This is a genomic window from Rhodococcus sp. ACS1 (assembly GCF_002300155.1).
Taxonomy (GTDB): Bacteria; Actinomycetota; Actinomycetes; order Mycobacteriales; family Mycobacteriaceae; genus Rhodococcus_F; species Rhodococcus_F koreensis.
The window spans coordinates 104,443-129,978 of sequence record NZ_NSDZ01000004.1 but is presented as its reverse complement, the minus strand read 5'-3'; the positions used below and the strand labels follow the sequence as shown (position 1 = coordinate 129,978).

General features: G+C 66.6%; 20 protein-coding genes. 7 read left to right on the top strand and 13 right to left on the bottom strand.

Annotation, left to right across the window (positions count from 1 at the left end):
• Positions 1-98: 98 nt before the first annotated feature.
• The 4 genes from CJ179_RS12910 to CJ179_RS12895 form a co-directional block, all read right to left on the bottom strand.
• Complete coding sequence (locus tag CJ179_RS12910; protein ID WP_095861788.1) at positions 99-2,549, bottom strand: xanthine dehydrogenase family protein molybdopterin-binding subunit; 2,451 nt, start codon at positions 2,547-2,549, stop codon at positions 99-101.
• Positions 2,546-3,049 carry a (2Fe-2S)-binding protein gene (locus CJ179_RS12905; protein ID WP_095861787.1) on the bottom strand — a complete coding sequence of 168 codons (504 nt, stop codon included), beginning with the start codon at positions 3,047-3,049 and terminating at the stop codon, positions 2,546-2,548. Before CJ179_RS12905 ends, CJ179_RS12910 begins: the two co-directional genes overlap by 4 nt.
• Positions 3,046-3,909, bottom strand: coding sequence for a xanthine dehydrogenase family protein subunit M (locus CJ179_RS12900; RefSeq protein WP_257015463.1), 864 nt, complete (start codon positions 3,907-3,909; stop codon positions 3,046-3,048). Before CJ179_RS12900 ends, CJ179_RS12905 begins: the two co-directional genes overlap by 4 nt.
• A gap of 148 nt (positions 3,910-4,057) precedes the next feature.
• A complete protein-coding gene (locus CJ179_RS12895; RefSeq protein ID WP_095861786.1) occupies positions 4,058-7,243 on the bottom strand; it encodes an NAD-glutamate dehydrogenase domain-containing protein in 3,186 nt (1,061 codons plus the stop codon).
• A 164-nt stretch (positions 7,244-7,407) separates the two neighbouring features.
• Here CJ179_RS12895 and gabT point away from each other — a divergent pair, with 164 nt between their 5' ends.
• A complete protein-coding gene (gene gabT / locus CJ179_RS12890) occupies positions 7,408-8,766 on the top strand; it encodes a 4-aminobutyrate--2-oxoglutarate transaminase (RefSeq protein WP_095861785.1) in 1,359 nt (452 codons plus the stop codon).
• A gap of 31 nt (positions 8,767-8,797) precedes the next feature.
• Positions 8,798-10,264, top strand: coding sequence for an aldehyde dehydrogenase family protein (locus tag CJ179_RS12885; RefSeq protein ID WP_095861784.1), 1,467 nt, complete (start codon positions 8,798-8,800; stop codon positions 10,262-10,264).
• A 269-nt stretch (positions 10,265-10,533) separates the two neighbouring features.
• Here the strand turns inward: CJ179_RS12885 and CJ179_RS12880 are convergent, their stop codons facing one another.
• On the bottom strand, positions 10,534-10,842 hold the full coding sequence (locus tag CJ179_RS12880; RefSeq protein ID WP_095861783.1) for an antibiotic biosynthesis monooxygenase: 309 nt from the start codon (positions 10,840-10,842) through the stop codon (positions 10,534-10,536).
• Between the two features lie 498 nt (positions 10,843-11,340).
• Here CJ179_RS12880 and CJ179_RS12875 point away from each other — a divergent pair, with 498 nt between their 5' ends.
• Positions 11,341-11,955 carry a TetR/AcrR family transcriptional regulator gene (locus tag CJ179_RS12875; RefSeq protein ID WP_095861782.1) on the top strand — a complete coding sequence of 205 codons (615 nt, stop codon included), beginning with the start codon at positions 11,341-11,343 and terminating at the stop codon, positions 11,953-11,955.
• A 95-nt stretch (positions 11,956-12,050) separates the two neighbouring features.
• On the opposite strand, the gene CJ179_RS12870 is transcribed toward CJ179_RS12875, so the two are convergent.
• From CJ179_RS12870 to CJ179_RS12840, 7 genes are read right to left on the bottom strand one after another with little or no spacing between them, the layout of a single operon-like run.
• A complete protein-coding gene (locus CJ179_RS12870; RefSeq protein ID WP_095861781.1) occupies positions 12,051-13,205 on the bottom strand; it encodes an acetyl-CoA C-acetyltransferase in 1,155 nt (384 codons plus the stop codon).
• Between the two features lie 28 nt (positions 13,206-13,233).
• The gene (locus CJ179_RS12865) at positions 13,234-13,992 is read right to left on the bottom strand and encodes a 3-hydroxyacyl-CoA dehydrogenase (RefSeq protein WP_095861780.1); all 759 of its coding nucleotides are present in this window, start codon (positions 13,990-13,992) and stop codon (positions 13,234-13,236) included.
• Between the two features lie 46 nt (positions 13,993-14,038).
• Positions 14,039-15,199 (bottom strand): acyl-CoA dehydrogenase family protein, encoded by a 1,161-nt coding sequence (locus tag CJ179_RS12860; protein WP_095861779.1) that lies wholly within the window; start codon positions 15,197-15,199, stop codon positions 14,039-14,041.
• A 9-nt stretch (positions 15,200-15,208) separates the two neighbouring features.
• On the bottom strand, positions 15,209-15,997 hold the full coding sequence (locus CJ179_RS12855) for an enoyl-CoA hydratase/isomerase family protein (protein WP_095861778.1): 789 nt from the start codon (positions 15,995-15,997) through the stop codon (positions 15,209-15,211).
• Complete coding sequence (locus CJ179_RS12850; RefSeq protein ID WP_095861777.1) at positions 15,994-17,661, bottom strand: long-chain-fatty-acid--CoA ligase; 1,668 nt, start codon at positions 17,659-17,661, stop codon at positions 15,994-15,996. The genes CJ179_RS12855 and CJ179_RS12850 overlap by 4 nt, the downstream gene beginning before the upstream one ends.
• A gap of 9 nt (positions 17,662-17,670) precedes the next feature.
• Positions 17,671-18,846 (bottom strand): thiolase family protein, encoded by a 1,176-nt coding sequence (locus CJ179_RS12845; RefSeq protein ID WP_095861776.1) that lies wholly within the window; start codon positions 18,844-18,846, stop codon positions 17,671-17,673.
• Positions 18,843-19,697: a CoA transferase gene (locus tag CJ179_RS12840; protein WP_095862651.1), complete on the bottom strand. Its 855-nt coding sequence runs from the start codon at positions 19,695-19,697 to the stop codon at positions 18,843-18,845. The genes CJ179_RS12845 and CJ179_RS12840 overlap by 4 nt, the downstream gene beginning before the upstream one ends.
• A gap of 234 nt (positions 19,698-19,931) precedes the next feature.
• Between CJ179_RS12840 and CJ179_RS12835 the strand changes: the two genes are divergently transcribed.
• Genes CJ179_RS12835 through CJ179_RS12825 form a run of 3 tightly spaced genes read left to right on the top strand, consistent with a single transcriptional unit; the run spans position 19,932 to position 24,180 of the window.
• On the top strand, positions 19,932-20,714 hold the full coding sequence (locus CJ179_RS12835; protein WP_095861775.1) for an SDR family NAD(P)-dependent oxidoreductase: 783 nt from the start codon (positions 19,932-19,934) through the stop codon (positions 20,712-20,714).
• Positions 20,711-21,580, top strand: coding sequence for an alpha/beta fold hydrolase (locus CJ179_RS12830; protein ID WP_095861774.1), 870 nt, complete (start codon positions 20,711-20,713; stop codon positions 21,578-21,580). Before CJ179_RS12835 ends, CJ179_RS12830 begins: the two co-directional genes overlap by 4 nt.
• Positions 21,580-24,180, top strand: a complete 2,601-nt coding sequence (locus tag CJ179_RS12825; protein ID WP_095861773.1) for an AMP-binding protein — start codon at positions 21,580-21,582, stop codon at positions 24,178-24,180. Before CJ179_RS12830 ends, CJ179_RS12825 begins: the two co-directional genes overlap by 1 nt.
• A gap of 127 nt (positions 24,181-24,307) precedes the next feature.
• Here CJ179_RS12825 and CJ179_RS12820 read toward each other — a convergent pair whose 3' ends face one another.
• Positions 24,308-24,553 carry a sigma factor-like helix-turn-helix DNA-binding protein gene (locus tag CJ179_RS12820; protein WP_095861772.1) on the bottom strand — a complete coding sequence of 82 codons (246 nt, stop codon included), beginning with the start codon at positions 24,551-24,553 and terminating at the stop codon, positions 24,308-24,310.
• 131 nt (positions 24,554-24,684) lie between these two features.
• Between CJ179_RS12820 and CJ179_RS12815 the strand changes: the two genes are divergently transcribed.
• Positions 24,685-25,452 carry a hypothetical protein gene (locus tag CJ179_RS12815; RefSeq protein ID WP_095862650.1) on the top strand — a complete coding sequence of 256 codons (768 nt, stop codon included), beginning with the start codon at positions 24,685-24,687 and terminating at the stop codon, positions 25,450-25,452.
• Positions 25,453-25,536 lie beyond the last annotated feature (84 nt).

The following is a 25,536-nucleotide window of genomic DNA, read 5'->3' as shown; positions in this document are numbered from 1 at the left end:
GTGACGTGCGGGAGACGGGACTGTGCTCGCAGTGGATCCACAGCCTCGCCCGGCGGGAGGTCCCGGCGATCACCCGAATGGGTTTCGTACCGAATCGATTACACGACGGTGGCGTCACCGGGGTCCGCGGCGGCGATGCCTGCCCGATCCCACAGTTGCCTCCACGGTTGGGGGTCCTCGGGTGTGGTGATGCCCTCGATTGCGTTGAAGACCCGCTCCGGAGTCGCCGGGAGTTCGTGAAGTGTGGCACCGAACGCGGACAGTGCGTCGTTGACCGCGTTGAGTACGGCGGCGGGGGCGGCGATCAACCCCGATTCTCCCATTCCCTTGATACCCGCGGCCGAGATCGCGGACGGTGTTTCCAGGTGCTGAATTTCGAAGGGTGGAGAGACATCCATCGTCGGTACCTGATAGTCGAGGAACGATGTCGTGGTGAGGTTACCGGCGTTGTCGTACACCAACTGTTCCAGAAGACTCAGGCCGATGCCCTGGACTACGCCGCCTCGAATCTGCCCTTCGACGATCATGGGATTGATCATGACTCCGCAATCTTCGACGGAGTACACCCGTTCGACATTGACGATACCGGTTTCGGGGTCGAGTTCGACGATCATCGCGTGTCCGCCGTTGGAGAACATGGGACGAGAAGTATCCCAGGCTCGTGTCGCTTCGAGGCGCGTGTCGAACCCGTCCGGCCACGCGTTGGAGTCGTAGTATGCAGCCATCGCCACATCGGCGATCTCCATCTTGGCCTCTGGATCGCTCCTGCTCGTGACTTGACCATCGGACAACTCGATGTCTTCTTTTGCAACGCCCAGCATGTGCGCCGCGACAGTGATCAACTGTTCTCTGACCTCGGCGGCGGCCCTATTCACGCAGCCGCCGGCGATGACCGCGCCACGGCTTCCGACAGTGCCACTGCCGTAGGCGCCTTTCGTGGAGGTGCCGGCATCGACGGTGATCGCCTCGAACGGAACTCCCAATACATCCGATGCGATCTGCGCGATGGTCGTCTCCTGGCCCTGCCCTTGAGAATTGATGCCGGTCGTCACCAGTACCGAGCCGGTCGGGTCCATCTTGACGGTGGCTGTGTCGTGATAGGTCTCGTTCATGCCGTGTGCCTGAATCATCCCGGTGCTCTCACCGCTACTCTCGACGAACACACTGATTCCGAGACCCAGGTACACCCCCCTCTCGCGCGCCTCCGCCTGCCGCTCGAGGAAAGCCGGATAGTCCACCATCTCTTCGAGCTTGTCGATGCAGCGCGCCCAGGACCCTTCCTCGTAGGCGATACCTTGCGGGTTGACCCAGGGGAAGTCGCGAACGACGTTGCGGCGACGAATCTCGAATGGGGACAGTCCCAGTGTGCGTGCGGCCTCATCGATCAAACATTCGCGCGCGAGTGTTCCCGCCATGTACCCCACGCCGCGGTAGGCCCCCACCGGGCACTTGTTCGTCACTGCCCCTTCGTAGACGTACTCGGCGGCGGGAATGTCGTACACGCCTGTCGGTGTGACGGCTGCCGTGCACCAGGCTTCGACCGCCATCGTCTGTGGCGGTGCATGATAGGCCCCGCCGTCGACCAGCGCGTGGGTTCGCACCGCAGAGATGCGACCGTCGGCATCGAGTGCGTAGGAGATCGTGACGTACTGCTCGTGAGCGTGCGCGCCCGCGAGGAGGTTCTCGCGGCGATCCTCGACCCACTTGACCGGGGTACCGAGTTCTCGGGACGCGAGGGGCATGATGAGTTCTTCAGGGTAGATGTGCGCTTTCTGTCCGAACCCGCCGCCCGTGTCGGGTGAGAGAACCTCGCACCTGGCCTCCGAGAAACCGAGATAGAGCCCGAGGCACAGCTTCACGTAGTGCGGCATCTGGGTCGAGGTCCACAGCTTCAGCTTCTGCGTCGACCAGTCGAACGAGGCCAGACAGCCGCGTGTCTCCATGGGCGACGCCGAGACCCGACCTGGGTGGAAGAGCGCCAATACGACGTGCTCGGCATTGTCGAATGCCGCGTCGACGTTGCCGAAGCTTGCTCTACCGCGGAGGCCGACGTTGTCCGGGCGCTCCCCGTTCGCGACGGGTCCTCCCTCGATGGACTTGCGGGGGTCCAGGACGACCTCGAGATCGTCGAAGTCGATGGATACGAGGTCACACGCATCTTCTGCTATCGCCCGCGAGTCTGCGATCACGACAGCGATCGGCTCGCCGACGTAGCGGACCACCTCGCGCGCCATCAGGGGCATCGTGATCAGTTCACAGCCTTCGGCTGTGAACTGAGCCTCGATCCCGGAACAGAATTCTTCGACGTGGCGGCCGGTCCACACGAGGTGCACACCCGGCACCGCCACCGCTTCGCTCAGATCGATAGCGGCGATACGCGCGTGCGCTGCCGGGGACCGGACAAATGCGGCGTGGAGCTGGCCGGGAAGCGAGATGTCCGCCAGATAGTGGCCCCGGCCGGTCACGAGCCGAACGTCCTCGCTGCGCAGTACTCGCTGTCCGATCAGTTTCCGGGTGATCGGCGGCGACTCGTGGTGCTGAAACTTCATGACTCTTCCTTGGGCGTGTTGCCGGCGACATCGAGAACGGCCTGCACGATCGTCTGATAGCCGGTGCAGCGGCAAATGTTTCCCGACAACGCCTCCACAACATCGTCCTCGGACGGATTCGGATTCTCCGCCAGCAGGGCGGTCGCTGACATCAGGAAGCCGGCGGTACAGAAACCACACTGAAGCCCGTGGTGTTTCCGGAACGACTGTTGCAGCTCGTTCAGGCGGTTGCCGGTGGCGAGTCCCTCAACGGTTCGCACCTCGCGCCCGTCCCCTTGCCCTGCGAGCATCAAGCAGGCCCGCGCAGGTTTGTCGTCCACCAGGATCGTGCACGCGCCGCACACTCCGTGCTCGCATCCGAGTTTCGTTCCCGTCAAACCGAGTTCGTCACGAAGATAGTCCGCGAGTGTCTCACGGGCTTTCGTCTGCCCGTCGGTTGATCGGCCGTTGACCGTCATGGAGACGGTGACGACGTCACTCGGTTGTTCGTTCGATGTCATCGGCGAGCTCCTGCCTCGATGAGAGCGCGTGTTACCAGTGTTTGAACGAGGTGTCCTCGGTAGTTGCTCGAGCCGTGGATGTCGGAGATGAAGCTCAACGACTCCCGCGCAGCTTCTCCCGCGCGGCGCGCAGTGTGCTCGTCCAGGGCATTCCCGACCACCGAGTCTTCGGCAGCCGGCACGCGCTGCACTGTTCCGGCCGCCGCGCCCACCGTGATGCGGGCCGCGGTGCACGTTCCGTCGGGACCGGTTTCCGTCGACACACCCACCAGCGCCAAACCATAGTCGCCGGCTCGGCGCGCGATCTCTTGGAAACTCCAGCCTTCGGTTTTCTTCGGGATCCACACGTCGGTGACGACCTCGTCGGGTGCGATCGACGTCATGTACGGGCCCACGAAGAGGTCATCGGACTCGATGGTGCGCCGACCACGAACGCTCTCGACCTCGACCATCGTGTCGAGCGTCAAGACCGTCAAGGGCCACTCCGCAGCCCCGTCGCCGTGGGCGATCGATCCGCCCAATGTCCCGCGCGAGCGGATCTGCGCGTGCGCGATGTGCGCACCCGCCTCCGCTACGAACGGCAGATGCTCACGGACGATCGGAGACGTGATGACCTGTTGGTGGGTGGTCATCGCCCGGATGTGCACGTACGAGCCGGCCTCGTCCACGCCCACCAGATCCGGTACGTGCGCTAGATCGATCAGGGTCGATGGCGAGGAAAGCCTGATCGCCAGCAACGGCATCAAGCTCTGTCCCCCCGCCAAGACCTTCGCATCTTCGTCGGCAGCCAGCAGATCACACGCCTGTGCAAGGGACCGCGGGGCCACATACTGTAACGGGGGAAGCTTCACTGCGCTCATCTCCTCCTTCAATCGTCCTCCCCCAGTACTGTGCCGAAACGTCGCCCTCCCGACTTGTGACGAGGACTGACAATCGCAACCGATTCTTTGTCGGGTCAGGTAGGTCGACCTGGCATCGACGCACGTCCGCGGGCGGCGGTGCGTACATTCAGCCGGACAGCCCGTCTTCGCGGGTACTTTTCACGAGCAGTTTCAGCTCGGCGCCGGCGGTGCAGGCGCGGGAGACGTCGACCACGCCGTCACGGCGGAGTTCGGCGATCATGCGGGTGAAGCGGCTGACGGCGTGGGCGACGCGGTCCTCCCACACGCGGACGTGGTCCTCGTCGTCGCTGTCGAGATCGAGGATCGCCCCGATCAGCGCATGATGCCGCTCGGCCAGATCGTCGCGCACGGTGGCTGCGGCCATCGCATCCCACCAGTTCGTGGTGACGTGGTCTTCGAGGCGGCTGGTCACCCAGTTCAGTTCCAGCATGGTGTCGACGCGGGTGTGAGCGGCCGCGACAGTCTCGACCGGGCAACCACGCCGACGGGCGGTCTCGATCAGGGCGAACGCCTCGGCGAGGAACCGAAGTCGCTCCGTCGTCTCCGCGATCGTGGTCGGGCGGGGACGACCGGCGACCAACTCGCGGACGCCGGGACGGTACCGAGCGATCTCCTCGATGACGTCGAGTGGCGCCGGCCGGTGGCGCAGAATCCAGGATGCGGTGTGCTCGATGAAGTGCTGGAGGGTGTGCAGAAGGTTCCAACGCTCGACTGGGGTGATGTCGGTGCGCCGTTCGGCGTCCGTCCACAGCTCGTCGATGTCGAAGACGGCCCGGACAACGGCGTAGGCCCGCGCGACCGCCGGCGTCTTGACGCCGAGGCGTTCCTCGAGTTGATAGATCAGGCCGGGACCGACATGGTTGATCAGGTCGTCGGCAATCTTCGTTGCCACGATTTCCCGCGCCAGCCGGTGGTGCCGGATCTCCTCGTGGAGGTGATGGCGGATCCGCGACGGGAAGTAAGAGGTCAACGCGGAGGCGAAGACCGGTTCGTCGGGAACAGCGGATTCGAGCAGGTCCTGTTGCACGACGTTCTTCGATTGGGCGAGAAGGACCGCGATCTCGGGGCGGGTGAGGCCGAGACCGGCCTGAGTCCGCGATACCAATTCCTTCTTGGTCGGCAGCACCTCGATAGTCCGGTTGACGCCGTTGTTGTGTTCGAGGTTGTCGATGAGTCGTTCGTGACGGTTCAGCAATCTCGGAGCCTGAGAGGCGGCGAGGCTGATTGCGAGCGTTTGGCTTTCGCCGTTGCGGAGCACCGCATCGGCGACATCCGGGCGGGAGACGGCCAGGAGGGTGTTGCGTTCGTCCTGGTCGATCCGTCCGGCGTGCACGGCGACGTCGAGTGCGATCTTGAGGTTGACCTCGAGGTCCGAGGTGGCGACGCCGGCGGCGTTGTCGATGAAGTCTGCATTGATTCGGCCGCCGCCGAGCGCGTATTCGATGCGCGCCCGCTGGGTCAGCCCGAGGTTGCCGCCTTCCCCGATCACCGCGCACTGCAGCTGCGCTGCATCCACTCGCACAGAATCGTTGGCCGGATCGGCGGCGTCGGCATGGGTTTCGGTCGATGCTTTGACATACGTGCCGACTCCACCGTTCCACAGCAGGTCGACGCGGGCGGTCAGGATTGCCTTGATCAGCTCGTTCGGTGAGCTCATGTGCTGCTGCACGCCGAGCAGTTCCCGGGCCTCGGTGGAGAGTGCGATCCTCTTGGCTGTGCGCGGCCAGATGCCGGCGCCGGCGGACAGGGTGGTGCGGTCGTAGTGATCCCAGGTGGATCCCGGAAGCGCGGACAGGCGTGTGCGTTCGGCGAACGAGATGACCGGATCGGGGTCGGGATCGATGAAGATGTGTCGATGGTCGAACGCAGCGACCAGCTTGATCGACTCGGACAACAGCATTCCGTTTCCGAACACGTCACCGGACATGTCGCCGATGCCGGCGACGGTGAACGGCTCGGTGTCGACGTCGACGCCGAGTTCGTCGAAGTGCCGGCGCACCGAGACCCACGCGCCGCGTGCGGTGATGCCCATGGCTTTGTGGTCGTATCCGCTCGAGCCGCCCGAAGCGAACGCGTCGCCGAGCCAGTACCCGGCGTCGACGGCTATCGTGTTCGCCAGGTCCGAGAACGACGCCGTCCCTTTGTCTGCGGCCACCACCAGGTAGGTGTCCGGGCCGTCGTACGTGACCGTCTGTCCCGGAGCGACGGTGCGACCGTCGACGATGTTGTCGGTGACGTCCAGCAGACCGCGAATGAACGTCGAATACGCTTCTGCAGGAGTGATATCCGGATTCTTCCGGACGAAGGCACCTTTAGCCCCTACTGGGACGATCGGGGAGTTCTTGACCGTCTGGGTCTTCATCAGGCCCAGGACCTCGGTGCGGTAGTCCTCGGGGCGGTCGGAGAACCGCAACCCACCCCGCGCGACGGCCCCGCTGCGCAGATGGATGCCCTCGACGTCGTTGGCGTAGACGTAGATCTCGCGATAGGGGACAACGGGTCCTGTGAGTGCGAGTTTGCTCGAGTCGAGTTTGAACGAGGCGTAGCGCTTCGGTGTGCCGGTGGCGTCGGGTTGGTACCAGTTCGTCCGTAGGCATGCGGTGACGAACGACTCCAGCGACCGCATGATCCGATCTTCGTCCAAGGTCGTTGCGGCATCCAGATGTTCACGCATGGTCGAAACAGCTTCCGCGACAGCCGCACCTCGGTCGTCGAGTTCGGGATCGAACCGCGCACCGAAGTAGCGCACAAGAGACTCGGCGAACTCGCTGTGCCGCAGGAGGGTGTCGATGACGTAGCTCTCGGACAACCCGAGCCCGGCCTGGCGGACGAACCGGCTCGCGGCACGGACGAGAACGATATCCCGCCAGGACAGCCCACCAGTGAGGATCAGCTTCGCATAGCCGTCGATCTCGAAAGCATGCAGCGCATGCGCTTCGAACGCCTCCGACACCAAACTCACCGACCGACTGCGCCACGCCTGCGGCGTCTGGAAAGTGAACCTGTGCAATGTCCCGCGGGCGGACAGATCTTCGGGAAGCGGAATCGTGTCCCGATCAGCGACACGCAATCCGAAGTGCTCGAACACCATGGCGACATCGGCCAGCAACGGACTCGTCCCGGGCCAGAGGATTATCGCCTCAACACGGTCGCTCGTCGTTCCGGACAGAAATTTCATGCGCGGGACGTCCACGCCGTGTGCGTTGGCGAGGACCAGCCGAATCACGGCGTCGTCCAGGTCCAGAGCTGATGGTGATGACATGTGGTCTGTCGGTGCGGCGCTCTTGCCCATCGCAGCTTCCTCCCGAGTGGTCCTGGTCAACAAGTGTGTGCGGAACCGCGAAGAAACGAGTTAGACGAACCGGCCATAGATTTGTCATCTCTTGTACCTCAGTGCCATATATGTGGCGATCCGAAGCTCATACAGTCCTCGGTGACCCGACTGGAGGACACGACATGACTGCTGTGCACACACCCGTCGGCGGACCGCAGCTCGAGCAGGTACGCCGCATCGTCACCGAGGTACCCGGACCCCGCTCCCAGGAACTCGCGGCCCGCCGATCCGCCGCACTTCCGGCGGGGTTGACCAGCGGCGCGGGCATCTACACCGCGGCCGCCGGTGGCGGAGTCCTCGTCGACGTCGACGGCAACTCGTTCATCGACTTCGGCAGCGGCATCGCCGTCACCACCGTCGGCAACGCCGCCCCGCGGGTGGTCGAGCGGGCTTCCCGCCAGCTGGCGAAGTACACGCACACCTGTTTCCTCGCCACCCCGTACGAGCCGTACATCGCGGTGGCCGAGGCGCTCAACCGGCTCACCCCCGGTAATCACGAGAAGCGCACCGCGCTGTTCAACACCGGCAGCGAGGCGGTGGAGAACGCCGTCAAGTACGCGCGGGCGGCGACCGGACGGCCCTCGGTGGTCACCTTCGATCACGCCTTCCACGGGCGCACCCTGATGACGATGACGATGACGGCGAAGAACCAGCCCTACAAGAGCACCTTCGGCCCCTTCGCCCCCGAGGTGTACCGCGCACCGATGGCATACCCCTACCGGTGGCCTAGCGGCGCCGAGAATGCGGCCGACGAGGCTTTCGCCCAGTTCGAGATGCTCGTCGATTCCCAGATCGGCGCCGACGCGGTGGCCTGCGTCGTGGTCGAACCGATCCAGGGCGAGGGCGGATTCATCGTCCCGGCCGAGGGCTTCCTGCGCCGCATCGCCGACTTCTGCCGGGACCGCGGCATCGTATTCGTCGCCGACGAGGTGCAGGCCGGCATCGCGCGCACCGGGACGTGGTTCGCCTCCGAGTACGAGGGCGTCGTGCCCGACCTGATCGTGACCGCGAAAGGACTGGCCGGCGGGATGCCGCTCGCCGCGGTCACCGGTCGCGCCGACATCATGGACACCGCGCACGCAGGCGGGATCGGCGGCACCTACAGCGGCAACCCCGCCGCCTGCGAGGCGGCGCTCGGGGTGTTCGAGACCATCGAGAAAGACGGCTTGCTCGAGCGGGCACAGACCATCGGCGACATCATGTTCCGCGAACTGCGCGACATCGCCGCCACGACCGACATCATCGGAGACATCCGCGGGCGCGGCGCCATGGTAGCGATCGAACTCGTCCAGCCCGGCACCAAGACTCCCAACCGCGAGGCCCTCGCCGCGATCAACCGCTACTGCCTGACGCACGGCCTGCTCACGCTGACCGCGGGCACCTTCGGCAACGTCCTGCGCTTCCTTCCCCCGCTGTCGATCTCGGACAAACTCCTCCGCGAAGGCTTCTCGGTTCTCCGGGAAGCGTTCGCCGCTCTGTAGCACCCCGCACCCGAAGAAGGACGGCCCCCACATGACCACACCCGGACACCTGCACCATCTCGTCGACGGACAATGGCTCGCCGGCGCCGGCGATACCGTCGTCAGCACCAGCCCGGCCGAGCCGGACGTCGTCGTCGCCCAGGGACGACTGGCCGACACTGCGGCACTCGACGGGGCCGTCGCGGCAGCTCAACGGGTCAAGCGTGAGTGGGCGCGTACACCCGCGCACGAGCGTGGCGCGATCCTCGTCCGTGCCGCGGGAACCGTGGAGAACGCAGCCCAGGAGTGGGGCACCGAACTCGCCCGCGAAGAAGGAAAAACCAGGCCCGAAGGCATCGGCGAGGTATTGCGCGCAGCCCAGATCCTGCGCTACTACGGCAACGACGCCGACCGCGACGCAGGCGAGGTCTTCTCCTCGCCGCGACGAGGTGAACGCATCCTGGTCACCCGCAAACCCATTGGCGTGGTGGGTGTGATCACCCCCTTCAACTTCCCGATCGCCATCCCGGCGTGGAAGATCGCCCCGGCCCTGACCTACGGCAACACCGTGGTCTGGAAACCGGCCAGCACCGTGCCGTTGCTGGCGATGCGCCTGGCGCAGGCCCTCACCGACGCGGGCCTGCCCAGCGGTGTGCTGAACCTCGTGATCGGTGACCGGACCATCGGCAACGGTCTCGTCGAACATCCGGGCATCGACGCGATCACGTTCACCGGTTCCACCGGGGTCGGCCGCAGGATCGCCGCGGCCGGCGCCGCCCGCGGCGTGCCGGTGCAGGCGGAGATGGGCGGCAAGAACGCTGCCGTCGTCCTCGGCGATGCCGACCTCGAGCTGGCCGCCGAGCAGGTGCTGCTCGGCGCGTTCCGCTCGACCGGGCAGAAGTGCACCGCGACCTCCCGGCTGATCGTCACCGACGACATCGCCGAGGACTTCCTCGCCGAACTCGGCAAGCGCGCCGACGCGCTGAATGTCGGTAACCCCGTTCAGGACGGCACCGAGATGGGGCCGGTGGTCGACGCCGCCGCCCGCACCTCGATCCGGGCCGGCATCGATCGCGCCATCGAGCAGGGCGCGCGCCCCATCGCCGGCGGCCACGAATACTCCGAGGGCGCCTTGGCAACAGGGTATTTCGTCCCGCCGACGATCCTCGAGCTACCCTCGCAGGCCCCCGATGTCTGGCGTGAGGAACTGTTCGGCCCTGTACTGGCGGTCCGGCGAGCAGGAAGCGTCGACGACGCCTTCGCCCTGGCGAACGACAGCGAATTCGGTCTCTCCGCCGCCATCTTCACCCAGGACCTCACCCGCACACTGGACGCCATCGCCGACATCGACGTCGGCATCCTGCACATCAACTCCGAATCCGCCGGCGCGGACCCCCACGTCCCGTTCGGCGGCGCGAAGAAGAGCGGATACGGTCCGAAGGAGCAGGGCCGCTCGGCACGCGAATTCTTCACCCACACCACCACGGTGTACCTGCGGGGCGGGCAGGCAACGATATGAGAATTGGCATCCTTGGCGTCCATGCCGTTGAGCATGCCAACGCATGGATGACGGTGCTGCAGCGTCATATTCCGGACACGAGTTCGTGAGGGACGAAACTCCTTTTACTTCGTCGAACATTTAACGGAGCATGCTTCGACGAATCCGGATATGCACCGCCGAACCGAAAGTCCGGCACAACCGGATCCCCCTGGTGGTCCGGGCGCGGCTCGATCAGCACGCCCGGACCACACGTGCTCTGTTCCAGCCGGTAGCTGCCGGCAGCCCGATCAGTCTTCTTCAGTCGCAGTGTTCTGGACCACCTCGAACCACGTGGAATCCGTCTGGCCGGCTTCAAGTCCCACGAGCTCTTCACGAGTCGAGCGGAAGGCTTCGTCATGATGCCAGGCCGACCAGTCTTCGCTCGTCTCCCAGACGCCGACAATTGCCCGCTCGAGTGGCTCATCGACCCCTTTCAGAAGCTGCGCCGATATCCACCCTGGCTTGTCGCGCGCCGCAGCAACGCGCTCGTGCATTGCGCGGTCCCATCGCTCGGCACCCTCCTCGCGAAGCACAACTCTCGTGATGATTGTCATCATTCTGACTCTCCTTTCCGGCCCTCCTCAGAATGAACCCGTGGGTCGACAAACTCCAGGGTGTGGCAGCACGCCGCGGAAATGACGTACCGGAGTGTCATCGGGAGTCGGATCAATGGGCCGCAACCCTCCTGCACGGGAAAGGTACTCACGGTTCCGGACCACGGGACCTGCGTTGACGGCGGCCGAAACCATCGCACCTGGCGGTCCCCTGACGTTGCGGAACGCCCAACGGATGTTCAAGGCTGTAGTGGTCAGACCCAGTACTCCGACGGCGATGCACTACCTGCACGCCGCGCATCCACACCGCTGGCGCCCACCGATTGAACCTTCTGGCCGCGGCATCTCATGCCTTGTCTGGTTGTGGAAGACCAGGGGTGATGTCCGGGCCTGGGCCCGCGTGGCGCGGGGATGCAGACCTTCGTCGAGGATACCGGGTTTCGTCAGTCGTACTGGTTGTTGCTCATCTGTATAGTGGCGGTGAGAAGAGAAGAGGTGGGTATGGAGCCCTTGGTTGATCCACGTGCCAGCGATGCGGACCTGACGGCGAAGGCCCGCATTCGTAATGCGGCGCTCGATCTGTATTCCCGTGACGGGGAGGATCGGGTGTCGATGCGGGCGGTTGCCGCGGCCGCGGGGGTCACGGTGGGGCTGGTGCAGCACCATTTCAAGACCAAGGCGGGTATCCGAGATGCCGTCGAGCAGTTGGTCATCGACTATTTCGCGACCGCGATCGCGGGAGCCGCGAGCACGGGGTCGCCGGCGGAGGTGGCGTCGGCACGCGACGAGGCGGTCGGCCGGATGCTGGAGGCGAATCCGACTGTCGTGAACTATATTCGGCGCGCACTGCTCGATCCGGGCCCGAGGGGTCGTCTCCTCGAGCGTCTGACCGACCTCACGTACGCGGAGATCACGAAGTTACGGGACTCCGGTGTCGCCTCGACGAAGAAACGCGACAGCGTGCAGGTGATCGAGGTTCTGGTGCGCCAGCTCGGGCAGCTGTTTCTCGCGCCGATGATCAACACGATGTGGGAGCAGTTGGCCGGCCCGGACGCGCCGGTGGAGGATCGGCCGGTTCTGGTGGTGGGGATGGAGGATCCCGATCCGGCTTCGTGACCTCGGCCGGGCCCGCCGGTCACGCGATTACGGCAGACATCAGTGCGGGTGCACCCTCGGGGTGCACCCGCACTGTCGTTCCGGCCGGGGGGACCTCAGCCGAGCCGTTCGATGATGGTGACGTTCGCCTGGCCGCCGCCCTCACACATGGCCTGGAGTCCGTACCGCCCGCCGGTGCATTCGAGTTCGTGCAGCAGGGTGGTCATCAGCCGGGTGCCGGTCGCTCCGATCGGGTGGCCGAGGGCGATCGCGCCGCCGTGGGGATTGAGCCGTTCGGGATCTGCTCCGATGTCGTGGAGCCAGGCCATCGCGACGGGCGCGAAGGCCTCGTTGACCTCGTAGGCGTCGATCTGGTCGATGGACAGGCCGCATCGGTCCAGGGCCCGGCGGGTCGCCGGGATGGGGGCGGTGAGCATCATGATCGGATCCGCTCCCAGCACGCTCATGTGGTGCACGCGGGCGCGCGGTGTGAGGCCGAATCTGTTCACCGCCGACTCGGAGGCGATGAGCATGCCCGAGGCACCGTCGCTGATCTGGCTGGATACCGCGGCGGTCAGCCGGCCCTGCGGGGTCAGGGTGGGCAGTGCTGCCATCTTCGCCGCCGTAGTGGCCGGGCGTGGGCACTCGTCCACGGCCACGCCGTCGAAGGGTTCGATTTCGGCGTCGAAGTATCCCTGCTCGAGGGCGTGCACGGCCCGGCGGTGGCTTTCGAGGGCGTAGGCCTCCATCGCGGAGCGGTCGAAGTTCCATCGCCGGGCGATCAGTTCGGCGCCCCGGAACTGGGAGATCTCTTCGCCGCCGTACCGGGCGGTCCACGTCTTCGAACCCGAGTACGGATCGGTGGCACCGTACGGTTCGCCGGCCGTGACGGACGACATCAGCGGGATCTGACTCATGTTCTGGACGCCGCCGGCCACGACGATGTCCGCGGTCCCGCTCATCACGGCCTGCGCCGCGAAGTGCACCGCCTGCTGGGAGGACCCGCATTGCCGGTCCACGGTGACCCCGGGCACCGACTCCGGCAGTCCGGCCCCGAGCGCCGCGATCCTGGCGATGTCGCCGGACTGTGCCCCGATGGTGTCCAGGCACCCCAGGATCACATCGTCCACCATGGCTGGGTCGAAATCGTTGCGCCCGATCAGGGTTCGGATGACATGCGCCGCGAGGTCGACCGGGTGCGCGCCGGCGAGGCCACCCCCGCGTCGGCCGACGGGGGTCCGAACCGCGTCCACGATGTATGCCTGTGACACGTGCTGCTCCTTCGTTGCCGGGGCGTCGTTACCGCGGTGCCATGCGGATGGCGCCGTCGAGGCGGATGGTTTCGCCGTTGAGCATCGGGTTGGTGACGATCGCCTCGACGAGCTGGGCGTATTCGCTGGGATCCCCGAGTCGGCTGGGGTGCGGGACCTGGGCGCCGAGGGACTGCTGCGCCTTCTCCGGGAGGGTGGCGAGCAGCGGGGTCTTGAACAGGCCGGGGGCGATGGTGTTCACCCGGATCTGCAGTGACGCCAGATCGCGGGCGATGGGCAGGGTGGCCCCGACGACGCCGCCCTTCGATGCGGAGTAGGCGGCCTGCCCGATCTGCCCGTCGAACGCGGCGACCGAGGCGGTGTTCACGATGACTCCGCGTTCACCTGCGACCGGCTCGTTCTGCGCCATCGCGTGGGCGGCGAGGCGGATGACGTTGAAGGTTCCGGTGAGGTTGACCTTGATGACGCGCTCGAACGCGTCCAGTGGGAACGGTCCGTCCTTGCTTACGGTCTTGATGGCGTTGCCGATTCCGGCGCAGTTCACCACGATCCGCAGTCCGCGATCGATATTGGCCAGCGCGACGGCGTCGGTGACCGCGGCGTCGTCGGTGACGTCGGCGGGCACGAATTGCACGGACTCCCCCAGCGCGGTGAGGTCGGCGGGGTCGGCGGACGGCAGGTCGAGCGCGATCACGCGGGCGCCGGACTTCGCCAGCGTGGTGACGGTGGCCAGACCGAGGCCGGATGCGCCGCCGGTGACGAGGGCGGTGGTGCCGGAAATGTTCATGGGTGTACTCCTGTGAAGTGATGCGGGGACGAACGACTGGGGTGGGTCAGAGGGTGCGGGCGATGAGGTCTTTCATGACCTCGTTGGTGCCGCCGTAGATCTTCTGCACGCGTGCCGCGGTGTACATCTGGGCGATCGGGTATTCCATCATGTAGCCGTAGCCGCCGAAGATCTGCAGGCAGCGGTCGACGATCTCGCACTGCTTCTCCGATCCCCACAGCTTGGCCATCGATGCGGTCGCGGCGTCGAGGGTGCCGTCGATGGCCCGTTGGATGCAGTGGTCGATCAGTGTCTTGCCGGCCAGGACCTCCGTCTTGCATTCGGCCAGCACGAATTTGGTGTTCTGGTAGTCGAGGACCGACTTGCCGAACACGGAGCGGTCCTTGGCGTAGCGGATGGCCTCGGTGACGGCGGCTTCGGCCATGGCGACGCCGGTGATGCCGATGCTCAGCCGTTCCCGTGGGAGTTGCTGCATCAACTGGTAGAAGCCCTGGCCCTCGACGCCGCCGAGGAGGTTGCCGACGGGGACACGCATGTCGGTGAAGAACAGTTCGCGGGTGTCCTGTCCGTGCTGACCGATCTTCTGCAGGACGCGACCGCGTTCGAAGCCGGGCAGGCTGTCGGTTTCGGCGACGAGCAGCGAGATGCCCTTCGCTCCGAGGGAGGCGTCGGTCTTGGCGACGATGATCAGCAGATCGCAATGCGAGCCATTGGAGATGAACGTCTTCGACCCGTTGATCACGTAGTCGTCGCCGTTGCGGATGGCGGTGGTCCGCACCGACTGTAGATCCGATCCGGTGCCGGGTTCGGTCATCGCGATGGCGAGGACCAGCTCACCGGTGACCAGTTTCGGCAGCCACCGCGCCCGCTGCTCGTCGGTGCCGAATGCGGAGATGTAGTGGGCGGCGATCGTGGAATGCACCCCGAACCCGAACGCGGAATCGTGGGCGAACGTCAACTCCTGCTGGACGACGGCCTCATGGCCGAAGTTGCCGCCGCCACCACCGAATTCCTCCGGAAGGTCGAGGCACAGCAGTCCCGCGGCACCGGCCTTGTTCCAGAAGTCACGGTCGACCTGGTGTTGCGCGGCCCACCGTTCCTGATGGGGTGTGCATTCCTTGTGGAAGAACTCGGCGGCGTGCTTCCGCAGCACCTGCTGGTCGTCGTTCTCCCACGGGGAGCGGTAATCGGGAAATAGTTCAGACATGACGGGCTTCTACTTTCCGGTGAAGGCGGGGGCGCGTTTGGCGAGGAACGCGGACTGCCCCTCGTGACAATCCGCAGACCGTACGGCGATGTGGAAGTTGCGTTTTTCGTGTTCGAGGCCCTGGCTCAGTGACGTCTCGAGTGCGCGCAGAGCGGCGTCCTTGGCCAGCGCCACCGCCAGCGGGGAATTCTTCGCGATCCGCTGTGCGAGAGCAACGGCGTGCGCCCGTGCCTCACCGTCCGGGACCGTCTCGGCGATCAGGCCCGCGGCGCAGGCTTGGTCGGCGGTGCGGAAGTCACCGGACAGCAACATCGCCATGGCCTTTGACTTTCCGACCGCACCGACCAGACGCTGGGTGCCCCCGGCGCCGGGGATCACTCCCAGCTTGACTTCGGGCACTGCGAATTTCGCAGATTCACCCGCGATGGCGATGTCGCAGGCGAGGGCCAGTTCGCACCCGCCGCCCAGCGCCAACCCCTCGATGGCGGCGATGACGGGTTTGGGGAAGGTCGCCAGGTCGGACCAGAACGTGCCCCCGAACTCCTCCCGCGCGCCGAGCAGCGCGGCGTCACGAAGAGTGTCGAAGCCGGTGATGTCGGCTCCGGCGCAGAACGTTCCGCCTGCCCCGGTGATGATCACCGCGCGAATGTCGTCGTCGTGCCGGAGGGCGCGCAATTCTGCGGCCATCGCGGCGAGCAGATCGTTGCTCATGCTGTTCTTCGAGGCGGGGCGGTTGATCTCGAGGATGGCGATGCCGCCCTGCCGGGTGGTGACGAGAATTGCCGGTGTTTCAGTCACAGGGTGTCCTTGTAGATGTCGGCGTGCGCGGCGCGCATCACCTTCTTGTCGAGCTTGCCGACGCTGGTTCGGGGCAGTCGGTCGCAGAAGACGACCGTGTCCGGCAGCTGCCACTTGGCGAACGACCCGGCGAGGAGGGCGTGGATCTCCTCGATCGGCAGGTCGTCGCCGTCCGTGGTGACGACCAGCGCCACGGGGCGTTCCTGCCAGCGCGGGTGGTGGACGCCGACCACGGCGGCTTCGGCGACTTTCGGGTGGGCGGTGATCGCGTTCTCCATGTCGATGGACGAGATCCATTCGCCGCCGCTCTTGATGACGTCTTTGATGCGGTCGGTCAGTTTCAGGTAGCCGTGCGCGTCGATCTTGCCGACGTCTCCGCTGCGCCAGTACCCGTCCTGGAAGCGGTCGCCGTCGTCGTCGAGTTTGTGGTAGCGCTCGATGATCCAGGGTCCGCGGAGCAGGATCTCACCCTGCGCCTGTCCGTCGTGCGGCAGGTCGTTGCCGTCGGCGTCGACGATCCGGATGTCCACACCGTTGACCGGAAGACCCTGCGAGCGTTTGAGATCCCACTTCTGCTCGTCGGTGAGCGTGGTGCGCAGCGACGGCTTGATCGCACCGTTTGCGGTGACGAACGGCGTGGTCTCGGTGGCGCCGTAGCCGTGCAGGATGTCGGCGCCGGTCAGGTCGTGGAAACCGCGCATCATCGACAGTGGCGGCTCGGTGGCACCGGAGAGCAGTTTCGTCCGCCGGAAATCGGGTTTGACGTCCAGGGTCCTGATGTAGTCGAGCATCGGCTCGAAGATCGCCGGCGCGCCGTTGGCGACGGTGACCTCTTCGGCGATCATCTCGTCGACCAGCACCGAGGTGTCCTCGGCCATGTACCGGCCGGGAAGCACGATCTTCGCGGCGCTGTAGGTTCCGGTCTGCGGCAGCCCCCAGGACTGTCCGTGGAACATCGGGGTGATGAGCATGACGGCGTCGTCCGCGCTCATACTCAGCGCTGCCGCCTGACTCATGGTGTGCAGGTAGATTCCTCGGTGCGAGTAGTAGATCCCCTTGGGCCGCCCGGTGGTTCCGGTGGTGTAACACGCACTGTAGGTGGCGTGTTCGTCGATCATGGGCCAGTCGTACACCTCGCTCGCGTCGGCCATGAGGTCCTCGAAGTGGTGGACGTTCTCGAGCGTGGTGCTGATCTGCGACATCGGCTTGTCCGACATCAGCACCCAGCCCTTGACGTTCGGTGCGTGTGGGGCGAGGGCTTCGGCGACAGGGAGCAGGGACTCGTCGACGAAGATGAACCGTGCGTCACTGTGACCCACCACGTAGGCGAGGTCTTCGGGTGACAGCCGCAGGTTCATCTGCAGCATTGCCGCGGCGATACCCGGGATCGCCCAATACAGCTCGTAGTGCCGCTTACTGTTCCAATCCAGGATGCCGACCATGTCGGCCGGCCCGATCCCGAGCCACGTCAGGACGTTCGCCGCCCGCTGGACCCGCCGGTAGGCGTCGGCGTAGGTGTAGCGGTCCCAGCCGCCGTCCGCGGTGCGGAACACGATCTGCTGTTCGGGGTACGTGCGGGCCGAGTGCCGGATCAGGGTGGTGGTGTTCAACTGGTAGTGGTCGCCGTGCGTGGACGGTAGACCTTGGATGATCGCGCTCGTCATCACTGCTCCTCAGATCCGTTCGATGATGGTGGTGTTGGCGGTGCCGTTCGCCTCGCAGATGCTCTGCAGCCCAACCGATGCGCCGGAGCGCTCGAGCTCGCACAGCAGGTCGGTGAGCATCCGGGCGCCGGTCGATCCGAGGGGATGGCCGATGGCGACCGATCCGCCGTTGACGTTGAGCTTGTCGTCGGGGACCCCGAATTCCTGTGCGAACATCATCGGGACTCCGGCGAAGGCCTCGTTGACCTCGAAAAGGTCGATGTCGTCGACCCCGAGACCGGAGAACTCCAGAGCCTTGCGGGTGGCGTCGAGGACCGCGGTGAACTGGATGACCGGATCGGCGCCTGCCACCGACAGCGCGCGGAACCGTGCCCTGGGCGTCAGTCCGTGGCGTTCGGCGAACGCGCGGTCGGCGATCAGCAGGGCGGCGGCACCATCACTGAGCTGCGATGAGTTCGCGGCGGTGGTGCGCCCGTCGGCGGCGAACACCGTCTTCAACGATGCCATCTTGTCGCGGTCGAGGTGCTCGCGGATGCCCTCGTCACTCTCGACGAGCGTGCTGGCCGCATCGTCGGGATTTACCCGCATCGGTACCAACTGCTCGCGGAACTTCCCCGCCCGGGTCGCAGCGAGAGCGCGCCCATGGCTGCGGGCGCTGAAGGCGTCCAGGGCAGCCCGGCTCAGGTCGAATTTTTCGTTCATCAGCTCCGACGACGGGCCCTGCGCCACGAGGGCGCCGCCGTAACGGGCGAGTTCGCGCGGGCTGTAATGCGGTCCGAGCGGTGCCCCGGGCACCATCGCGGCCGGCATCGGCACCTGCGACATCGACTCGACACCGCAGGCGATCGCGAGATCGTAGGAGCCCGCGAGCACGCCCTGCGCGGCGAAGCTGACCGCCTGCTGACCCGAGCCGCACTGCCGGTCGACGGTCACCGCGGGCACCGACTCCGGAAATCCGGCGGCGAGCACGGCGTGCCGGCCGATGTTGCCCGCCTGTTGTTCCTGCTGCAGCACGCAACCGGTGATCACGTCGTCGATCTGGGCGGGATCGATGCCGGTGCGCTCGATCAACTCCCGCAGCGTCTGTCCGAGCAGGTCGACCGGGTGCCAGGCGCTCAGGGCGCCGCCCCGCCGCCCGACCGGGGTGCGGACTGCGCCGACGATGACGGCTTCGCGAACGGTCATGCTGGTACTCCTTGTCCAGGTTTCTGAATTCCGATGAGCGGTATGTCGAGCCGCTCGGCGAGTTCTTCCCAGTCCTTGCTGGTCCGGGTGGCGAAGATGCGCTCGAGTTCGTCGCGTTCCCCCGAGACGCCCAGGGCGCCGAGGGTGCGGGACCAGAAATGCGGTTCGAGCGCCGCAAGGGCGATGTGCCCGTCGGAAGTGGCGTAGATGCCGTATCCGGGAACGGCGCCACCGAGCGGTGTCGACGAATGCCCCATCAGTCCGTGGCGCACCGCGGCACCGGCATCGGCTGCCGCATCCGCGAGGACCACACGGTAGCTCTCCCCCCGACGGGGTTTCGACGATGCACCGAGAGCGAGGAGAGCTGCCGACACGGCACGTTCGGCGCCGAGCAGGTCGGCGACGGGAACGGTGGGCATGAGCGGCGGCTGCAGTGTGCCGTTCACCGCCTGGTAGGTCAGGTCGTGACCGGGCAGGTCCTCGAGTGCGCCGTCGTGGCCGACGATCTCCACGTGCGCGAGGCGTGGGTGCACCGACTGCAGTTCGGTGAGCCCGAGTCGGCGCAGCGCGGAGGGCCGCATGGCGGTCACCAGTAGGTCGGAGGCCGCCAACTCGGTATCCAACCGTTCGCGTCCCGCCGGATCCTTCAGATCCACTGTGAGAACCTGCTGGCCCTGTGTGAGTTCGCGATACCACTGCGGGCACGCGCTGCGGAGCGGATCACCCTCGGGCGGTTCGATCTTGGTGACCGCCGCTCCCATCACCTGCAGGCGGGCGACGGCGAGTGGTCCCGGCAGATTCACGGCAAGTGTGAGGACCCGTACGCCCTCGAGCGATTTGGATTCGAGCATCAACATTCCCTTCGTTGCTATACAACTGTATCGGAAAATATCTGTTTGTAAATAGAACTGGTCAGCGGTATCGCATCGCGCGCTCGTCGCGGGAGCTCGGGGTGCGCCGCGCTTCAGGCTTTACATATGAATGTTTTTCTATACAGTCGTATAGGAGAACGAAGTGCCGCGATCGTCACCGTTCAGCGAACTTCGTTGCGCCAGAACACAATTATCACAACTTAGGAATCAGTCATGAGCTATGCCCGCACAGCAGGTCCTCGGCCCGTCCTGGCCGACAAGTTCGGCCTTCGGGACAAGGTTGTCGTGATCACCGGGGCGTCGTCGGGGCTCGGGGTCGCGTTCGCCGCGGCATGTGCCGAGGCCGGTGCGGACGTGGTGGTCGCCGCACGGCGCGCACCCCTTCTGGAGGACACCCTCGCCACGGTGACCGGCACCGGTCGCAGCGGCCTCGCCGTGGCCGCGGACGTCACGGACGCCGACGACTGTCACAAGGTGGTCGGTGCGGCCGTGGAGCGGTTCGGGCGCGTCGATGTGCTGGTCAACAACGCCGGCATCGAAGACCACGCACCCGCGTCGCGGCTGTCGTTGGCCGAGTTCGAACGGGTCGTCGCGGTGAACCTCACGGCATGCTTCTCGATGGCTCAGGCCGTCGCCCCGGCGATGGCGCCTGGCTCGTCGATCGTGAACGTGGCCAGCGTCATGGCGCACACCACACTCGACGCCCCCACGACGGCGTACTCGGCGTCGAAGGCCGGGCTCCTCGGTCTCACCCGGTCACTCGCGCGACAGTGGTCGGGGCGCAAGGGAATTCGAGTCAACGCACTGCTCCCGGGGTTCTTCCCCTCGGAGATGACCGACGGCATGCCCACCGAACTCATCGGTCCCCGACTCGTCATGGGCCGCCTCGGTGACCCGGCCGAACTCGCCGCGGCGATGGTCTTCCTCGCCTCCGACGCCAGCAGCTACATGACCGGAAGCCAGCTCGTGGTGGACGGCGGGTTACTGCTCTCATGAGTTCCCCGATCAACGAGCGGCCGATCGTCGTCGCCGGCGTATCCACCCGAGTGCTCGAAGTCGACGGAGACGGGCCGCCGATCCTGCTGCTGCACGGCTTCACCGACTCGGCGGACTCGTGGCGCCCGCTCCTCCAGGAGTTCGCGAGCCGGGGCCGCCGCGCAGTGGCGGTCGATCTGCCCGGCAGCGGTCGCGCCGATCGGCTGGCCCACCCGGCGTTGCCCCACCACGACGCGTTCGTCGACGGATTCGTGCGTGCCTACGCCGAACGCGGCGATGGGGTTGTGGTGGGAAACTCGCTCGGCGGCCTGCTCGCGCTGCGCGCGGCCGCCCGCAGCGAGGTGCCCCTCGGCGCCGTGGTCGGCATCGGGCCGGCAGGCCTGGCCTACGGCTGGCGACTGCGGTATCTCACGACGGTCCTGCGTTGCCTGGATCCGATGCTGCAGTTCGTCGACCGAGCACCCGTGCCCGCGGCGCTGATCCGCCGCGGGGCAGCGCGGTTCTATGCGCGCGGCCTCGCCGCAGGCCGCGCCGAGTCCGGGCTCGCGCTGCGGTACGCGGAGCACGTCCACGGCATGCGTGATGTGGGCAGATTGCGCAGCGATCTGCTCGCGCTGAGTCGGGAGAGCGATCACGACCCCCTGCGAACCGACCGGATCCGCCTACCGGTCCTACTGATCTGGGGCCGCGAAGACAAGCTGGCCGATCCGAACAGCGCGCCGGCCTTCCTGGCCACGGTGCCCACGGCAACACTCGAGACTCTCGACAACTGCGGCCACTGCCCGCAACTCGAGGAACCGGGCCGCATCGCCGACCTGATCCTGTCCACCCCCTGCAACCAACCGACACCGAAAGCAGACAGCTAATGGGCTCGACCCCGACCGCGAGCAACATCGATCGCGTCATCGCCACCATCGTCAACGGCATCGAGGTCGCCAGGTACGGCGGCCTCAAGACCGAGGAGGAGCCCGCACCGCACGACGTCGTGGCACACGAACCGGTGTACCGCCTGCGGCACTACTACCCGGACTCGCCTGCCGGGCTTCCGCCGGTCGTCCTCGTGCCACCGCTGTCGCAGGTTGCCGTCGTGTGGGACATTTCGCCGCAGACCAGTGCGGTCGCGATGCTGCGCGAGCAGGGCCTCGACCCGTGGGTGGTCGACTTCGGAGATCCGGCGGTCGAGCCGGGCGGCAACGAGCGCACGTTCGGTGACCACGTACTCGCCGTCGCCGACGCGGTGCAACGGGTCCGGCAGGCCACCGGTCGGGACGTGCATCTCGTCGGGTACTGCCAGGGCGGCATCTTCTGCTACACGGCGACCGCGTATCTCGGCAATGCCGGCGTGGCGAGCGTGATCGCGCTGGGCAGCCCGCTCACGACCCTCGACATCGACCGCGTCGTTCCACAGGACCTGTTCTGGGGCATCGTCGGGCTCGAGAGCAAGATCATCGGCAAGACCGGCCTTCCCCGATGGTTCGTCACACAGCTGTTCAACTGGTCGAGCCCACACCGCAACATCCGCAACGACATCGAGTTCCTGCTCGCCCTGCACGACCGCGAGTCGCTGCTGCCACGCGAACCGCAACGCAAATTCCTCAAAACCGGTGCGTGGATCAGCTGGTCCGGTCCCGCACTCGTCGAACTGCTCGAATTGCTCGCGGACAACCGCCTGGTCGAGGGCGGCGTCGTGATCGGTGACCGCACCGTCGGATTCGCGGACATCACCTGCCCGATCCTCACCTTCGTCGGGGAGGCCGACTTCCTGGCGCCTCCGGCGACGGTGCGCGCGGTCCGGCGGGCGGCACCCAACGCCGACATCCACGAATGCACCCTGCCGGTCGGACACTTCGGGCTGCCGGTCAGCTCACATGCCAAGCAAAAAACCTGGCCCGGCATCGGTGCGTGGGTGCGCTGGACGAACGGCGAGGGTGACCTGCCCGACTTCATACACGAACTCGAGCCGTCCTCCGACATCGAGGCACCGGTCCCACGCGGAAGCATCGCCGGACTGACCTACGGCGCCGGTCTCGTCGCCGGAACCGGGTTCAACCTCCCCGCCGCTCTGTCGCGCGCCGGGAAGCACCTGGCCACCACGGTCGTCGAGCTGTCGAGGGAAGCGGCCGCTGCGGCGCCCCGCCTGGTGCGGCTCGAATCGATGGGTCCGCGCACCACGATCTCCTACGGTGCGCTGCTCGACGACCTGGCCCGCTCGCGCCCGGACAAGGTGGCCTTCCTGTTCGCCGATCGCGTGCACACCCACGCGGAAACCAAACAACGCATCGACAGCGTCGTCTGCGGGCTGGTGTCGGCGGGTGTCCGCAAGGGCGAGCGCGTCGGAGTGCTCATGCACACCCGCCCGAGCTCCCTCGTCGCGATCGCGGCCCTCAACCGCATCGGTGCGGTCACCGTGCTGCACCGTCCGGGGCACGACCTTGCCGAAGAGATACGGCTCGGGCACGTGACGAAGATCCTCGCCGACCCCGAGCACGCGGCGACCGCGGCAACGACCGCGCTGCCGGTGTTCGTTCTCGGCGCAGTCCACGAAGACCGCGACATTCCGTCCGGCGCAGTCGACCTCGAGCAGGTCGATCCCGACCGCGTGCGCCTGCCTGCCTGGTACCGGGCGAACCCGGGGTGCGCCGGCGACGTCGCGTTCGTCCTCTTCGGCGGCGCTGAGGAGCAGACCCGCGCCGATCTGATCACCAACGGCCGGTGGGCGACCTCCGCGTTGGCGGCCTCGACCGCGTGCGCGTTGACCCCGGGCGACACGATCTACTCCAGCAGCCCACTGCACCACCCGACCGGTCTGCTGCTGGCGACGGCCGCCGCAACCGCATCCGGTGCCCGCGTGGCACTGATCGACGAGTTCGACCCCGACACGTTCTGGTCCCAGGTACGCCGCAACCGGGCCACAGTGGTGACCTACACCCGCGACATGCTCGAACCGCTGGTCGACGCGCCGGAGCGAATCAGGAAGAACCATCCCATTCGGCTCTTCGTCGGCTCGGCGATGCCGGCCGACCTGTGGCGGCGGGTCAGCGACCGGTTCGGATCGGTCGGTGTCCTGGAGATGTACGCCTCGACGCGTTCGGACGCCATCCTCGGCAATGTCAGCGGTCGCAAGATCGGTTCGGTGGGCAAACCGCTGCCGGGAACGCCACGGGTGTGCGTCGTCGAGATGGAGGACGGCCGGATCCGCACCGACGAGGACGGCTACGCGGTGCCTGCTCGGCCGGGACAAGTCGGCCAACTGCTCGTCGACGCCTCGGGGAAGATCTTCGCCGGCAACGACATCGCGCTGCGCGGTGTGTTCGACCGGGATGACGAGTGGATGGCTACCGGCGACCTGTTTCGCGTCGACCGGGACGGTGACTTCTGGTTCGTGACCTCGATGCCCGGCGCCACCGAACAACCCGAAGCGTGCCTCCTCGAACTCCGGGCGGTCGAGACGGCGTCGGCACAGTGACTGCGCGATGGGGAACTGGCAGCGAAACACGGCCCAGGCTCGGCAAGTCCGGTAACCCGCCGACTCGACGCCGTGGCGGCAGCCGGACCTCTTCCCGCGGCAGCACCGCGGGATCTCGCAGCGTCGATCAGTCCCGCCCGTACGCCGGATTGTCGCCGTCGACCACCACCCCCGCCTCGAGTTGCCGCCGGAGGAGGTTGAGCGCCGCGTGCTGGAGGAGGAGTACGGCCTCGACGTTCGTCCCGAGGATGCGCGCGACCTCGACGGCTGGGAGGCGGTGCGCGAGCCGGAGTCGCAGCACGGTCTTGTGGTGGTCGGGGAGGGTGTCCATCAGGATCGCGGCCCCGGCTGCCTCCTCGTCGTCGATGGTCACGACAGGCCTTTCTCTCGGATCGCACCACTGTCGCCGACCCGATGTCCCAGGTGGAAGGGACCGGCGTCCCGTTCGTCCGGGATCTTGCCGACACGGCTCCGACGGCCGGCCCGACGCTTACGCTGAATGTCATGGCCGCTCTTCGTGCGGAGTGGATCAGAATCTGGCGCAACCCGGCAGACACGCTCGCGACCGTTGCGTTCAACGCCGTCCTGATGATCGGGGCCTGGTTCCTGCTGCCCCGGAGCTGGTTGTTCGAGTGGACCGGGCCGTCCGGCTTCGCCCTGGCCCTCGCCGGCTGGATGTACGCCGACGTCACCGCCACCAACGTGCTGGCGCCGGACAGTGAGCGGGTTCTCGCCGCACTCGACGACCGGGACGCGCTGGGTGCGATGCTCGGCGCCAAGGCGGTGGCGCTGTGGATGCTGATCGCCCCGATCTGCGCGACCATCGCGATCGTCGTCGGTTTCGCCGAGCAGGACTGGCTGTTCACTGCGGTGGTGGTGGTCGCGGTGGCGCTGTGCCCGTTCGGTGCGCTCGCCGGGTCGAGTCTGGTCGGGGTGTACTTCCCGTATCACCAGCGGCCGCTGCGGTGGCGATGGGAACAACGTGCCCGGTGGCGCACCGTCGTCGTCCGGTGGCTGATCCTGCTGGTGGTGCCGTACGGGGTGTTCCCTGCGTTCTCGGCGGCGATCGCGGTCGTCCCGGTCGTGCTGTGGAACCTCGTGCGTCCGGCCGACGTGCAGACGCGGATGGGCACCGCGGACTTCGCGCTGTGCGTCGTCCTCGCCGTCGCCATCTCCGCGCTGATGTGGGCGGCGGCGCGGCGAATCGCCCTGTCACGCATACAACGCCACGAACCGTTGGCCGTCTACCTGCGTGACCGAGACAGGGGCTGAGCCGGATCTGTCGCGGGTCCCTGCCTACGTGAGTGCCGATGCGTGCCGGGACACACTTTGCCACTCACCTGCGCAGGTGAGTGG